The 15,621-nt window shown below is 40.8% G+C and carries 7 protein-coding genes and 1 pseudogene; 3 read left to right on the top strand and 5 right to left on the bottom strand.

All coding sequences use genetic code 11. From position 1 onward, the window contains the following. Positions 1 to 164: 164 nt before the first annotated feature. From glgX to I8748_RS10255, 4 genes and pseudogenes are all read right to left on the bottom strand, one after another. The gene (gene glgX, locus I8748_RS10270) at positions 165 to 2,282 is read right to left on the bottom strand and encodes a glycogen debranching protein GlgX (protein ID WP_198124484.1); all 2,118 of its coding nucleotides are present in this window, start codon (positions 2,280 to 2,282) and stop codon (positions 165 to 167) included. 160 nt (positions 2,283 to 2,442) lie between these two features. After that, a pseudogene (locus tag I8748_RS10265) lies at positions 2,443 to 2,694 on the bottom strand (DUF1830 domain-containing protein); the annotation flags it as partial. A 29-nt stretch (positions 2,695 to 2,723) separates the two neighbouring features. Then, on the bottom strand, positions 2,724 to 3,353 hold the full coding sequence (locus tag I8748_RS10260; RefSeq protein ID WP_198124482.1) for a DJ-1/PfpI family protein: 630 nt from the start codon (positions 3,351 to 3,353) through the stop codon (positions 2,724 to 2,726). A gap of 562 nt (positions 3,354 to 3,915) precedes the next feature. Then, positions 3,916 to 4,308 (bottom strand): carboxymuconolactone decarboxylase family protein, encoded by a 393-nt coding sequence (locus I8748_RS10255; RefSeq protein WP_198124481.1) that lies wholly within the window; start codon positions 4,306 to 4,308, stop codon positions 3,916 to 3,918. Between the two features lie 3,216 nt (positions 4,309 to 7,524). On the opposite strand from I8748_RS10255, the gene I8748_RS10250 reads away from it, so the two are divergent. The 3 genes from I8748_RS10250 to I8748_RS10240 all read left to right on the top strand — a co-directional run bounded on the left by I8748_RS10250 (position 7,525) and on the right by I8748_RS10240 (position 11,749). Then, entirely contained in the window at positions 7,525 to 9,414 is a 1,890-nt protein-coding gene (locus I8748_RS10250; RefSeq protein WP_198124480.1) for a ScyA-related TPP-binding enzyme, read from the top strand. A gap of 14 nt (positions 9,415 to 9,428) precedes the next feature. After that, positions 9,429 to 10,571: a 3-oxoacyl-ACP synthase III family protein gene (locus I8748_RS10245; protein WP_198124479.1), complete on the top strand. Its 1,143-nt coding sequence runs from the start codon at positions 9,429 to 9,431 to the stop codon at positions 10,569 to 10,571. Between the two features lie 143 nt (positions 10,572 to 10,714). Beyond that, positions 10,715 to 11,749: an SGNH/GDSL hydrolase family protein gene (locus I8748_RS10240; RefSeq protein ID WP_198124478.1), complete on the top strand. Its 1,035-nt coding sequence runs from the start codon at positions 10,715 to 10,717 to the stop codon at positions 11,747 to 11,749. Between the two features lie 96 nt (positions 11,750 to 11,845). Here I8748_RS10240 and I8748_RS10235 read toward each other — a convergent pair whose 3' ends face one another. Further along, positions 11,846 to 15,394, bottom strand: a complete 3,549-nt coding sequence (locus I8748_RS10235) for a WD40 domain-containing protein (protein WP_198124477.1) — start codon at positions 15,392 to 15,394, stop codon at positions 11,846 to 11,848. Positions 15,395 to 15,621 lie beyond the last annotated feature (227 nt).

Raw genomic sequence — 15,621 nt, 5'->3', positions numbered from 1 at the left:
GTATCAGAGTGTGGTTGAAAGAATTAGCTTTGCAGGATATTGAAAAATCAAGGAGATTTTTAATGCAAACTCATGGAGTGAAGAAAAAGGTTTTCTGACTTGATGTCATTACCTTTAGTTCTCAAATGATTCTCAATCCACTGCAAAGCGCATTAATTAGTAAACTATTTGGAAATTAAAACCACACTGCTACGACCTTCAACTAAAGAGAAATTCTCTGGAACTAAAGTCTCTTGTCCAGCTTCCACAATATCCCTTGGGGAAGGTTGAGCAGTATCGATGACTTTGTACCATTTTCTACCTGGAACAGAAGGAATTTCAAATTTGAGAGTATCCCAGTACATATTGAACATGACGTGGATATCTGCTGCTCCTTTGAAACCTGCTAATGTAAAAGCGAGGACTCTGGCATGAGGATCTTCCCAAGCAGGTCTATGCAGATTTAAGCCATGCCAAGAGATGTCTGCCAAACCTCGCTCATTCACTTCACCATTGAAGAAGTGACGACGGTGTAATGATTCATGACAGTAGCATTTACGAAAACTAATTAACAGTTTGAAGAATCTGTATATATCAATATTTTTGTCTACAAGATCCCAATCAAACCAACTAATCTCATTATCTTGACAGTAAGCATTGTTGTTGCCCTTTTGAGTGCGTCTGACTTCATCACCATATGTGATCATCGGCACACCCTGCGAGAGCAAAAGGATAGTTGCAAAATTCTTAATTTGTCGCCGCCGCAGTGCATCAATATGTGGGTTATCAGTTTCTCCTTCTACACCACAATTCCAACTCAAATTGTCATTGATGCCATCTCGATTGTTCTCGCCATTAGCTTCATTGTGTTTGTGGTTGTAAGAAACTAAATCATTGAGAGTAAATCCATCGTGGCAAGTAATAAAGTTGATGCTGTTAATTGGTAGGTGTCCGCTTGATTGGTAAAGGTCGGCACTTCCAGACATGCGCCAAGCCACTGCACCTACAAGTCCTGGATCTCCCTTGACAAAGCGCCGAACGTCGTCCCGGAAGCGTCCGTTCCATTCTGCCCAACGATAGCCAGGAAAGTAGCCAATCTGATATAGTCCAGCAGCATCCCAAGCTTCAGCAATAATTTTGGTCTCCGCCAGGACTTCGGATGTTTCAATTTGCCAAACTACAGGCGGATGAACCATCGGAACCCCATTTTGGTCACGGGATAAGATTGAGGCTTCATCAAAGCGGAAGCCATCGACGTGCATCTCTTCCACCCAAAATTCTAGACAATCAACAATTAATTTCTGGATTAAGGGATGGTTGCAGTTGATGGTATTGCCACACCCTGAGTAATCCATGTAATATTGCTTGTCGAATGGTACAAGGTGATAGAATATACTGTTGAAGAATCCCTTAAAGTTAATAGTCGGGCCTTGATGGTTTCCTTCACCAGTGTGGTTAAAGACCACATCTAAGATGACCTCGATACCTGCCTTATGTAAGGCTTTGACCATATCCCGAAACTCTGTGATGGGGTTTTTATCACGGGGAGAGGCGCAATATGAAACTTCTGGTGCAAAAAAACTGTGTGGGTTATACCCCCAGTAATCTTTGAGTTTGTTACCGTTGACTTCTCGCAAAACTTCCGTTTCGTCAAAGTCAAATACTGGTAGTAATTCAACAGCTGTGATTCCTAATTCTTGCAGGTAAGGAATCTTTTCGATCACTCCAGAAAAGGTACCAGGATGTTTGCAATCAGAGGAAGATGATTTAGTGAACCCACGAACGTGCATTTCATAAATGATGGTATCATTCATGGGTCGGTTCAGAGGGCGATCGCCTTCCCAGTCATAATCTGATATATCTATGACTACACTACGCATTGAAGTAGACAAGTTATCTATTGTCCCTAAAGCATCAGTGCGCTTCCACAGCGTAGTACTATTTCCCTTTGAGTAAGGATCAATCAATACTTTGTTTTTGTTAAAGCGGTGTCCTTTACCGTGTAAATCCTGAGGGCCATCAACGCGATAAGCATAAGCAGCACCAGGTTTTAAGCCTCTGACATAAATATGCCACAAGAAAAAGGTTTTATTGACCTTTGGGTCTAACTGAATAATTTGTATCGGATCTGGGTCATCAGGTGTCTCAAACAACAATAGTTCTACAGATGTGGCATGTTCAGAAAAGATTGAGAAATTGACTCCATATTTGTCAGGCTTTGCACCCAAAGGATAAGTGCGTCCCAACTCTACTTCGTACTTGGTTGTAGTTTCTGCTTGATATTGAAATGTTGTTGCAATCATTTTCTCTTTCTTCTCACCTGGAAAATTAATTGATATTTGACTGAACAATTAAGCAAGAGTTTGTCAGAAATACACATATTTTCTAGAACATCAATTCAAGTTTGACAACAGAGACAAACATAGTTGATGCACCGTATTTGAATACTGAATAGATGTTCTAGCTAATGCGTAAGCGATCGCACTGAATCTTATCTGAGAGAATTGCACTAGCTAGAATACCCGTGTGAATTTCCAGATCGGCATCAGGAGGTGCTTCAAAACGAAAATCTTGTTTTGGGAAAATAACTCGTTCAAAGTACCAATTAGGAATATTTACGATCCGAAGTACCTGAATCTGGCTAGTAGAGTTAACGTAATTGCAGACAATCCAACCAGACTGGTCAGGAATTAGCAGCGTTTTTCTTTCCCACATGACAGACTCAAATTTTTAATTTTAGTTGCTTACCTGGTAGCCACCTGCAATCTCTGCTCACTAATTGCTTTTAAGAAAACTTCCATGAATTCCTCAACTACATTAGGATGTTTGGCTGTAATCAAATTACCATCAATATGTAAATTCTTAGTTCCATCGCCATCAAAAACAATAATGCCTCCAGCATTTTTGACATCACAGATTATGTTATGGGCACAAGTTACTTCACGATTCCTCAAAAGTTCTGGATCAGCACAAAACAACCAAAGACTATGACAAATAGTTCCAATCTTTAATTGTCCTGCATCCATAACTTTTACAGCTTTGCGGAGAAATTTGACAGCAGGAGATTGATTGGGTTGTCCTTGCTGAGGATACTGTTCATAACGAAGACGATCCATAGCATATGCACCGATGAGAATGATGCCTTCATAATCAGTAGGTTCAACTTCGTTTACTTCTACTGTAACAGTAATTTCTTCTGTTAAGTCTACACCCTTAAAAGTCAGTTGCTCTTGATTCCAAAGATGAGAGATATACTCTATCTCGTACCCATGTTGTGGAAAGAAATTATTAAATGCTCGAAATTCAATTTCATCAAAGTGTTCTTCGATGAGTACACCTATTTTACCCTGAGCTTTAGTACCATTAGTTACCATGATTTTATCCCTCACTTGTACATATTGGTGACAGGTTTTGCTTGACACAGTTACTCAGTCACTGGCTATAGGATTCCAAATTTAGTCTTGCTTGATCAACAAAACTATACCCAGCAAGCTTTCAGTCAGCTTGGCTTTTGAAAAATCAAATTAGTTCCTATAGATTGCCGATTAACATTTGAATAAGTGTCTGCTCATCCAAACAATTCCATTTCACTTAAACGAATTTTCCAATGGTAATCGGTTGGTATTTGTTCAAGTTATTGTCTAGCACTGCATCATATTATGTCCGTTTAAACACTTATGATACTTGTGGAGGCCGGGAATTGGGAATTGGTGAGCCAGCGCGGTCTTGGGGGTTCTCCCCCAATCCCCACTCACGAGCGGTCGTGGGGGCCCCGAGTCCCCCATGAGCGACTGGCGTTAGCGCAGCGTTAGCGACGCAGGAGCGTCACCCGAAGGGGAATTGGATTTTACTATTAGTCATCACATCTCACCCATTACCTATTACCAGGCAAACCGACTATATCGTAAGTAATTAGCCGAACTTGATATCAGTCTGCTATTGGTTTGAATTGAAAATATCATTCAGAGTACCAAAACACCCCGCAGCCTTATTAAATCCTGCGTAAACGCACATGAACAACAAAAGTTCTTCTATTTCTGCACGTGTAGCGCCTTGTTGGAGAGCCATATTTACGTGTGCTGCAAAAGGACTACCACTCCCAACCTGATCTTGATTGACAACATCAATAGCAATTGTGATTAAAGCTTTGGTTTTTTGATCGATTAATGGAAGACCCCATGCTTCACCGGCTACGCGAGTACAAAAATCACCAAACTTCGGGTTGATACTATTTAAAGCCTGTTGAAGTTTTAGATCATCTAAAACAGCGTTTTTATATGGTGCTGTCTTGCTATTTTGCTCTAACGTTATATGATTTGTCTGACTCATACTTTTTCTCCACCTCTTACACAGGTTTTGCTCTTCTATTGCCAATCTTTTTTGGTACAAAAAGCAACTAAGTGCTTTACTTGGTTATTACAGCAATTCCAGATAGTTCGTGAACAAAAAATAATCACAACGATCGCAAAGTCAAGGCAGCGTATTGCTCCCTTTGTCAAATCTGTAGCGACGCCAGTCGCCAAGTACACGAAGAAAGAAAACACAAAACATGTCCACAAACAATTTAGGATTGCTGTAATATCAAAAATTTTGATGATAACTTGCTTTAGGTTTCCATCGACTGTACCAATGCAACTATACTGATAATTCTTCTGGCTCTTCAGTACGTATTATACTAGGTTGCTTTATCATCATTCAGAATGCATTAATCGCAGGCGTTACAGCTAAGATTCTCTCTTAAATTTCGTATTCAGCAGCCTTAAATTCTTTTCATAAAGAATTTAGATAATTGCTTAGTTGAAGTATGAAATTCCCAAACAGAGTGTTTAAAACTCTTATCTTTGCGACGGACAGTTTGATGCCAGTTGCTATAATTTACTGGCTTCTCAAGTCGGAAAACCCTGACTGTGCAATTGTCCTCGTCTTGGCGACGGCAGTCGCAAAGGTTGTTTGATGACCGAACGCGCTACCTCGCTTTTGTGTGATACTAGATTCATACTCTTAATTAGCAATACCGCCTTGGGAGGTGATAAGCTAATGATTAGCATAGTAAGTACTAAAGAAGTATTCTTGTTTACACTTCATTCTGATGAATCAAGGCAACTTGTGTCTTTATTTATTTTTAACAATTTCAGAAAGTATCAGCCAGCTAAAATCTTCGAGTTAAGGTTCAATTTAAGCTTTTAGACTGTAAACTAGTGAGAATTTTGTAAAAATACTCTTGCTTATGGTACTATCTCTAAAATATAATTGTCAGCCCGCTGTACTTGTTTTCAGCAAATTAGGATTCCTAGTCTTTAAGTCCTTTGTATCAGATGTTGACCTGTTTTGGAAACCGGTTTCCAGGCTGGCGAATTATTTTTGCAATACATCTAATAAATTATGAATCAGCCGCAAATTACTTTGCAACTGCTCATACCAATTCTTAATGAAGCTGCCTGCGCTAAATAAGGCTTCAGGGAAAAAAAAGTGCTAATACCGTTTCACTTTAAGGTTGATACTTAAATAAATTTCTTCGCCACTACACCCAATCAGCCACACCCCACACCCAAAAGCCTTATGCTTAATAGATTTGCGATTATCTTGGTGTCATTTGTCTTTAACCGCTCAATGTATCGCTAAAAACTTTTGTCTAATAATTCACCAATATTTGAGCCGTCAAGCACCATTGATGACGCTGCTTTACATTGTGTTAGTGCGGGTCACAAACTTAAGATTTACTTTATCAATCAACTCTTAGGGCTTTTTCTAATTCATCTTGGTTCCGTATTATCTCAAAAAGTAATCTCATTCTCATAACTCTCCATCCAAATGCACCCATCTCCTATTTTGACCCATCTTCATAAAGAAATAGTATGAGCCTTTACCGTGTTAAGTTAGTCCTTAAGTTATCGATCTTCATTTCACAAAATCTTGTAGGGCTGCAAGACTCTGGATCAATAAGACTCAGGATTAATAAACTTAAGTATATTTATATAAATTTATAAAATTTAAAAATTTTATAAATTTATCTGAATAAATCACTGAGTTTACCCTTCAAAATTGCCATTGGACTCTTATATTAACATTAACCGAATATTAACTATTCAAGGGCAGTATTAGATATGTCAACCTTGCAGTTGAAGTCTTTTGTTTCTGAAACTGCTTACCACCATAGATTTACTCCGCAATGATCAGCAAAATTACAAAAAAATTCAATATGTTTACAATTTCTCTCCAAAAATTCTAAAATCATGCTAGTATCGGTGAGTGATTGCGTATAAAGCCAGAAATAAAGCCTAAATAAACTTTAATCAATGTTTTATAACTAGAACTTTTATGATTTGTCTAGTAAAGTTATTTGAATGAATATATGCAATTGTTTATAAACTACAAGCTCTCAAAAAGCACTCTATCGCGCTGTAAAATATGGAATGAGCAAAGTTTCTCTCCTTGAAGCAGATATACTAAATTGCCTCTAATAAGCTGTAAAAGCCGTGCTGGGGCGGGCTATTAATTTGCTTATTGCTGCAATACACCTTTATTTTTCCAGGAAGTAATACGAAGGAAGGGCAACATTGTGTCTAATTCTTTTATTTTGCCTGTACATTCTCTGTTCTATTGCAAATTTAAGTCTGGTGTTCTACACTTACTTGCAAATACTATGGCTACTTTTTGGGTATATAGAAATCCGCATCAGGAATTAGAACTCGCCCAGAGCAAACGCATCTTGTCAACAAGGAAATCCTGTTCTTAATAAAGTCTAGATTAATCAGATTAAGCCATGCTTATTGACAATAATTTAGGCAAACACTTTGAAATTTGGAAAATAAATCAAATGATAAATACTGATTTTCTCGTTGATTTTTAATCTTGCTCGTGATCAAGAGTACTTGAGATGCGTTTGCCCTGAAAACTCGCCTGTTTTTTGAGGTGGATCGGCAAAATCGCCAAAGCCCATATAGTTGCAATATCTTCTAGGCTTGATACTTCTTACAAATAGGCCTTACGTCCAAGACCTGAAAACGCGATGTGCAACCTTTAGGTATTGGCAAGAATTTTGTTAGAGTTAACATCTCTTGAGCATTCATTGAGGTCTAGTGTTAGGTACTAAAGTCGCTTTAGACTAAAGACCTTAAAAAAGTACTTTTTAACTTTTGTACTAAAGTTCTTCAAAAATCAAGTACTTTTTCAGGGGCTTTAGAAACTATGTTCCAAAAGTGTTTTTAGGCGAGTAAAGCACTTATTGAGAATAAGTTGTGTCTTGCATTTTAGAGGAATACATCATCAGAAGTAGGTTTACCTGACATTTTGGATTGCAATTTGCTATGAACACAAACCATACAACTGATTGGACACATCGCTTTTGGCTTAATACATGCAAATATTCGGCAATAACGGCAATAACATAGCTCCTGCAATATTATGAGGGGTTTGATGCCACTACGCATGATATCTGTGTGAGCGATTACCGATTCAGGTTTTGCCACTCCTTCTCCTTGGAAGTGGTCGTTAGTGAAATCGATAATATCAATGATGTGCTTGATTTACCGGAGTTTACCAGCTATGAGTGCAACAGATCATCCCATCAACACAAACACAACTGAAAAGTTAGAACAAAAAACCCTTGTTTCATTCACGCCAGATCACACCGACTGCCAAAAGTATTCATCCGATTCTTTCATTTTTCCACCATCTGAGTCAGCTTTTACCTGTTCGTCTTTTGCAAATAACTATTCAAATACCCTATTGGATAAGTTGCTAGGGCAAAGCAAGCAATCCACGGCCATTTCCGTAGCCTCTGCTGTAGTCAAGATGCTGGAAGATATGGGAGTCCAATATGCATTTGGTGTCTCAGGTGGTGCGATCGCACCCTTATGGCAAAAGCTACAAGACAGTTCCATCAAAGTACTTCACTTTCGTCACGAAGCGGGAGCTGCTTTTGCTGCTAGTGAAGCCTATTTTACAAGCGATCGCCCGGTTGTGGTGTTCACCACTACCGGGCCGGGGATCACGAACGCGTTAACTGGGTTATTGGCTGCTCGCTGGGAAGGAGCTAAGGTGATTTTTTTGTCACCTTCCACCTCGACATCACAACGTGGACGGTGGGCTTGCCAAGAAACCAGTACCTACACTATGCCTAATGCCGGATTGTTTACCTCAGAACCAGTGTTTCATTATGGAACTACTCTCGAATGCAGTGATGAACTCCCAGAGGTTTATCGGCGGCTGGCTCTTGGCTTAGCCCAACCAGGTGGCTTTGTAGCACACTTGAGTATTCCCACCAACATCCAAACAAGCTCAGTCAAGACACCATTGCCACGAGTCAATCTCTCTTTTAATTGCGCTACTGCCAGTGATGAAACCATTTCAGAATCTGCCCGGCTGCTTTTGGAAGAATCATTTGCCATCTGGGTAGGCTTTGGTGCAAAGAGTGCAGCAGCAGAGATTCTCCAACTTGCTGAGATAACTGGGGTGGGGGTGATGTGTTCGCCACGCGGCAAAGGTATTTTCCCCGAAGATCACCCCCAATTTGTGGGTGTCACGGGTTTTGCTGGGCATGAATCAGTTCTGAGGTATATGCAAGAATATCGCCCTTTGCGAACCCTAGTACTTGGAACACGCCTAGGTGAATTTACCTCATTTTGGAATTCCGCGATGATCCCGTCGCGGGGCTTTTTGCATGTTGACATCGATCCCCAGGTTCCTGGAGTAGCCTATCCATCGGTTGAGACGTTCGCTATTCAGTCCGAGATCAGAATGTTTCTGAAGGCGCTGCTAAAATACTTCCCAAAGAGTCCAAGCCAGAGAAAAATCCAGTCTTTGCCTCGACCAGAGCGTAATGTAATCGATACAAGCATGAATGATTCAGTGCGACCTGAGGTACTGATGAATGTCATCCAACGGATAATTGTTGAGGGTAGCGATGCAGTAGTAATGGCTGAAGGGGGAAGCTCATTTGCTTGGGCAATTAACTTACTGCGATTTGCCACACCAAATCGTTTCCGGGTCAGCACTGGATTTTCCTCTATGGGCCATTTTGTTACAGGGGTTGTAGGTAATGCACTGGCACGCAAAGGTAAGGCTGTGGCGATCGTTGGAGATGGTGCGATGCTCATGAACAACGAGGTCAGCACAGCTGTTAACTACCAGATTCCCGCTGTTTGGATTGTACTCAATAATGGAGGCTACAACATGTGCATCCAGGGAGTAGCTATGCTTGGGTTCAACGGTATGGATGCAAAAATTCCACAGACGGATTTCGTTAAGATTGCTTGTGGTTTGGGAGCCGATGGCATCCGCGTCGAAAAAGAGTCCGACATCGAGGCAGCATTAAAAAAAGCTATGGCAGCGACTGTTCCCTTCATTGTTGACGTAGTAATTGACCCGACTCGAGTTGCACCGATTGCAGGTCGTATTCACAGTCTGATTTCCCAAGGTGCTACTAATTACTAAAGAGGAGATTTTTCATGGTTCAACACCCAGTAGGTATTCGCTCGCTTGCCGTGAACTTTCCGAGCATCATACGTACAAATGATTACTATAGAGAAAAATACCCACAGATAGTTGCTCAGTCCGAACAAAAAAGTTTAGCAAAGCTATTTTCACTTTCTGATTCCACTGCCAGCAATGAGTTTGACTTAGAGATGATGCCTTATTTGTCAGACCCGTTTCGTGGTACTGTCGAGCGAAGGATTCTTGCTCCTGGAGAATCGTCACTGATGTTAGAAGAACGCGCAGCTCGTGATGCTCTTGATGCAGCAAAACTTACTCCTAATGATGTCGATCTGATGATTGTCGCTTCTGTCTGGCCAGAACAAATTGGATTTGGCAATGCTGCTTTCCTTGCTCAGAAACTGGGTCTGGAAGCTGCTGCATGGAACCTTGATGGAGCGTGTGGGAGTACTCCACTAGCCATACAAAATGCTTGTGCCCTAGTGCGAGCAGGAGAGTATCACAATATATTAGTAGTTATCTCATGCACATACTCTCGCTTTGTCGATGAGGATGATACTGTCTCGTGGTTTCTTGGCGATGGTGCTGGAGCTTTCGTAGTCGGTTCAGTTGAACCTAACCAGGGAATCCTAAGTACAAAAACACTTGCTGCTAGTGTTTTAAATGATATTGGTTCTTTAAATATAAACAAGGATAAGCAAGGCAATCCTCAGATTCGTATGCAACTCTCCAAGGATGCAAAAAAGATATTCAGCGAAACAGCCGCAGAGCTTTTGTATACATGTTGCGATGGTGCTGCTGCTGCTGCGGGTGTAACTATGGAGGAAATCGACTTTTTTCTTTTCAATACATCCACAGCTTGGTTTGCACGCTTTGCTACACGCGTACTGAGCATTGACCCAGAGCGCACACTCAATCTTTACCCCCTGTACGCAAATATTGGGCCAGTTCTTACCGTAGCTAATCTTTACCATGCTGCACAGTTAGGCAAAATTCGCAAAAATGACTTGGTTCTCGTCTATGGTTTCGGTGCAGCAGGGGTCGCATCTGCAAACCTGATGCGCTGGGGTAATGTAGCACTGGGTTCTGATCCACATTTCAAAGAATCCGACTCGCCAGTAAAAAGTTTCTCAGACAGAAGTATTATTTGTCGTTAAGAATATCTACCAAGATAGAAAGCGTATAGCCGTAGTCACATAGGTTCAAAGAGTGTTGATTGCTCATAGCAATGAAGCAACTGGGTTTATAATCAGCACTCAAAACTCAACACTTAGCGCTTTGCTATATCTAGGAATTAACTGTGAAAAAACAAATTCTCGCAACAGGATTTTTTCTGTTGTCTTTGATGTTTCCGCTGAAAGTTTCGGCACAGAATTATGACGAGATTTATGTCTTTGGCGATAGCTTCTCTGACACAGGTAATTTTTACCATGCGACTAAAGGAGCTATTCCTCCAAGTCCAACCTACTTTGAGGGACGTTTTTCCAATGGCCCAGTCTGGGAGGAATATCTTGCACAACAACTAGGATTAACCGTAAATCTGAGTAACAATTTTGCCTTTGGTGGTGCTACAACAGGATTGGATAACATTGGTCTTCCTGGTTTACCGGGATTGCAACAGCAGATCAATAGCTTTACAGCAGAAAATCCGTCTGCTAATCCCAACGCTTTATATATCGTGTGGACTGGTGCTAATGATTACTTCAGCTACTTTTTGGGTGGTGTTCCTAATTTTAATAAGACAGTTACCAATTTATCTCAGGCGGTAACGTCGCTAGCTCAGGTTGGCGCTCAAAATATTATGGTGGTTAACTTGCCAGATTTGGGTTTGTTTCCGGTTACAGGAGGCAATAGTCAGATTTCCAGCTATCTCAGCACTTTGACCAATGCCCATAATTCCAAGTTGAACACAACCCTCAAGTTATTGAGTCAGCAACTGAGACCTGAGATCAATATTATTCCTCTTAATGTTAATTCTCTGTTTAATCGGGTCATTGCTGCTCCTGGAGAATTCAGTTTCACGAACGTGACTGACTCTTGCATAGGAAACTCATCAGTGGTGCCCATAGACATTTCCACGCAGCCAATTACATGTACCCCAGACAAGTTTTTGTTCTGGGACGAAATCCATCCAACGACGGCCACTCATAAGCTAATCGGAGAATTAGCATTTTCAGCGCTACACTTAGCACATATCCCCGAACCTTCTACTGTGTTAGGAGTATTGTCGTTTGGTATCTTAGGTTTATACCAGTTTTCTATGAAGATGCACTCAAGACGGAATGCTGTGCCAAGCAAATATCGTTCTTCGCAGACTAAAACAACTGCTCGTTGACTGGCTCAGGCGAAACACCGTTAAGTTGACGCAATTACTTACATATTAATAGTATAAGGTTTGTTCTACAGAATATCCAAACAAAGGCTTTTTCTGTTACCTTTTGTTACCTGCCCCCAGTTCATGCTCAATTGCCCCTAGACTCTTGAGAGTGGCGATTGTCCCCTCCGTTAATCCAGTAACGCCAGTAAGCCTCATGCCCTCGTAAGGTTTTTTGCTTCTCAGACTTCTGATGCACTCACCTGTTGAAAAATCCCAAATTCTAATTGTCTCATCTTCACTGCCACTAATTAGAGTATGTCCCTTGGGACTGAAGCTAACTGATAAAATTCCTTTATTATGTTCGTGTAAAGTTTTGAGACATTGACCAGTATTGACATCCCATAACTTCACTGTTTGATCAGTACTACCACTGCTGAGAGTTTGCCCGTCTGCATAAAAAGCGACTGACCAAATTGCCCCACAATGTCCTTGCAATGTTCTGAGACATTGACCAGTCTTGACATCCCACAGCTTTACTGTCTGGTCATGACTGCCACTACATAGGATTTGTCCGTCTGGACTAAAGGCGACTGACCAAACCCAATTCGTGTGTCCTCGCAGAGTGCTGAGACATTGGCCAGTATTGACATCCCACAATTTTATTGTGTGATCGTTACTACCACTAGCTAAAGTATTACCATCAGGACTAAAACTCACTGACAAAACTCCATGGTTCTCTTCATGTAAAGTTTTCAGAGATTGACCAGTATTGACATTCCATAGCTTAATTGTGTAGTCATGACTACCACTGACTAAAGAATGACCATCAGGGCTGAAAGCAACTGACCAGACCCAACTTGTATGTCCTTGTAGAATTCGGTAGCAATTACCAGTATTAACATTCCATATCCTGATTGTCTTGTCATCACTGCCACTAGCTAAAGAATGACCTTCTGGACTGAAACTCACTGACCTGATCACATTGTCATGTCCGGTAAAAGTTTTTAAGCATTGACCAGTGTTGATATCCCATAACTTCACCATTTTGTTGTCACTGCTACTAGCCAGCATTTGACCATCAGGACTTGAGGCAATCGACCAGATTCTATCACTATATCCCTGTAGAGTTTTTAGACATTGACCTGTCTGAAAATCCCACAATTTGAACGATTGGTCATCACTGCCAGTCGCTAGGATTTTACCATCGGGGCTAAAAACAACTGCTCGTACAAGATTATTATGTCCTTGCAAAGTTTTTAAACACTGACCATTACTGAGATCCCACAACTTCACTGTTTGATCCCAACCACCACTTGCCAGCGTTTGCCCATTTGGATTGAAGTCCACTGACCAAAGCCACCCAGAGTGCCCTTGCAAGGTCATAATACACTCACCAGTTTGAAGATCCCACAATCTAACTGTTTGATCGCCGCTAGCACTAGCAAGTATATGCCCATTTGGGCTGAGGGCAGCTGACCAGATTCCCTCATCGTGTCCCTCGAAACTTCTAATATGTTGACCAGTGCGAACATCCCACAGCTTCAGCGTTTTGTCTACGCTGCCACTAACTAGCATTTGGTCGTCAGGAGTAAATATGACTGCTCTGACCATATTATTATGTTCTTGCAAAGTTTTGAGGCATTCACCAGTACTGACATCCCACATCTTTATAGCCTTGTCATCACTGCCACTTACCAATGTTTGTCCATTTGAGTTGAAGGCTAGTGACCAGATCCCCTTTTCATGCCCTTGCAAGATTTTGATACATTCACCAGTCGTGACGTTCCAAAGTTTAATTGTTTGATCATCACTGCCGCTTGCGAGAATACGACTATCAGGACTAAAGGCAATTGATGTTACCCAATCAGCGTGACCTTTACAGGTGAATAGTTCTTTCCAATCAGCAACTTGGTACAAGCGAATCTCAGCATTCATATCGCCTGTAGCTAAAAATTTTCCATCAGGGCTAAATGCTATTGACAAAATTGCACTGAAGGTTTCCGCAAACACAGATCTATCCAAATTAGCATGAGAGAAATTCGTATTGTGCAAATTCACATTGCGTAAGTCTGCTTGCCAAATACTTAGATGAGAAAAATCATAGCCGCTGAGGTCAGTCCCCAGATGACAAAGTAGATTCAGGACATTGCCAGCCGTATAACTTTGTTCTAAGGGTGATGTTTCTCGGAGATTTGCCAAGATTTTGGTTAGCTGATATTCTAGATTTTTTTTGCTTCTAAAAATACCAAGCAACCCATCTATAACTGGTTGGACAATCAGACGAATTTGAATATCCCTGATGTAGTCTTTCGCCGTTGCCTTCATTAGCCCATGACACCTGAACAAATCAAGATGATCATTAGCAATTTCTTGACAAACTTGCTCTATTAATCGCTGAGTCATATACTCCATGACTACAGGTTGTAGCGTGAATAGCCCTTCACTTTTCTCGATGAGCGATCGCCTCACCAAAGACTCCAATGACTCTAGCATTTTTTGCGGCGGTATTTGTGATACAATATCCTCCCGTATTTCTGATAGCGAAACTGGCTCTCGATTGATGGCTAGCCAATACATCGCATCCTTTTCTAAATTTGATAAACGTCTAAACTGCTGCTCTAAAAGCTCATGAATATCACCAAAAACACTTGTTTCTTGTTGTAAAAATTTAGAAATATTACCACCAAATACATCTTGAATAGTCGTAGCAACCACTTTCAAAGCCAAAGCATTGCCTGCATAACGCTCTACCAGTTGCTGAGATTCAAATTCAGATGCAAAAACTCCCTTGACTTTCAAAATTTCTTGCCCATCCGCGGACTGTAAACCACCAAGAACAAATGAACGTACACACAGTGTTTCTCCTTCTAATGCTGCTACTTCTTTAGGTTTTTCTCTACCTGTTAAAAGCAAACAGCTTTGGTGAGTTACTTCTCCCACTCGTTTGAGCAGATCCCCATATCCCTCATATCCTTCTCGGTAAAGTCCGGCTCGACTACCACCTTGCATAATTGACTCTATATTATCTAGTATTAAAAGACAGCGATGCTGGCGCAGATAATCAATCAGTAGGGATATTCTCTCGCCTACACTTTCTGGTAAGGAAGCTTCTGTCTCCTGCTCGTCGGACAAAAACTGAATCAGGCTAGCTAAAATATTTTTGATGGGCGGAGCTTCTCGCAGCGATCGCCATATGATATACTCAAAACTATCTTTAATACGCTCCGTCAGCTTGATCGCTAAAGCTGATTTACCAATTCCTCCCATCCCTAATACTGCCACTAGCCTGCAACGTTCCTGAAGGAGCAACTGTTCTAATGCAGCCATTTCTTCTGTTCGACCATAAAAAATTGAAACATTAGTCGCTTCTCCCCAATCTTGGTGCTGAGATTGGTCAGAGTTGGTGTAACAATCTTTCTCTAGTTTGATATTAAAAGCTTGGAAGAACAACTCAATTGTTCGTTTGTCAACTCCGCCTTCACGAGACAGCACTTTGGAAATTGTAGCAGTGTTTATGCCAATCCGGTCGCTGAGATCTTCAAGCGTATACCTGTTTCCATAATTTTCGTTTAATTCAGCATTAAGTTTAGCGGACTGAAGTTTTTGTAATCCTTCTGGAGTGAGAATAAGACCACGTTTACGTTTCTGCTTTGTCAGTTTCATCTAATCCACCTTTGAAGCCATAAAATCAATGACTCTGCTATATGATTAATCGAGTTACTTTCAATGCAATTTTTTTTGGGATTACAACTTGGTCGGTGCTTTTTAGCGATAACTTAAGATATTTAACATCACAATGGGAAAACCACGTAAGTATGAATATATCACAAAAAGTCCTTTTGGCTCTAAGGACTTTAATACAAAAAAGTTTAAAAAAAATTAACTTTTAT

The sequence above is a fragment of the Amazonocrinis nigriterrae CENA67 genome (genome assembly GCF_016056305.1).
In the GTDB taxonomy this organism is placed as follows: Bacteria; Cyanobacteriota; Cyanobacteriia; order Cyanobacteriales; family Nostocaceae; genus Amazonocrinis; species Amazonocrinis nigriterrae.
Note: the sequence above shows the minus strand (reverse complement) of the source record. Positions and strands in the feature narration are given on the sequence as shown.

Coding starts and splice junctions, on each gene's coding strand:
- glgX (WP_198124484.1), bottom strand. CDS start 2,282: ATGATTGCAACAACATTTCAATATCAAGCAGAAACTACAACCAAGTAC.
- I8748_RS10260 (WP_198124482.1), bottom strand. CDS start 3,353: ATGGTAACTAATGGTACTAAAGCTCAGGGTAAAATAGGTGTACTCATC.
- I8748_RS10255 (WP_198124481.1), bottom strand. CDS start 4,308: ATGAGTCAGACAAATCATATAACGTTAGAGCAAAATAGCAAGACAGCA.
- I8748_RS10250 (WP_198124480.1), top strand. CDS start 7,525: ATGAGTGCAACAGATCATCCCATCAACACAAACACAACTGAAAAGTTA.
- I8748_RS10245 (WP_198124479.1), top strand. CDS start 9,429: ATGGTTCAACACCCAGTAGGTATTCGCTCGCTTGCCGTGAACTTTCCG.
- I8748_RS10235 (WP_198124477.1), bottom strand. CDS start 15,394: ATGAAACTGACAAAGCAGAAACGTAAACGTGGTCTTATTCTCACTCCA.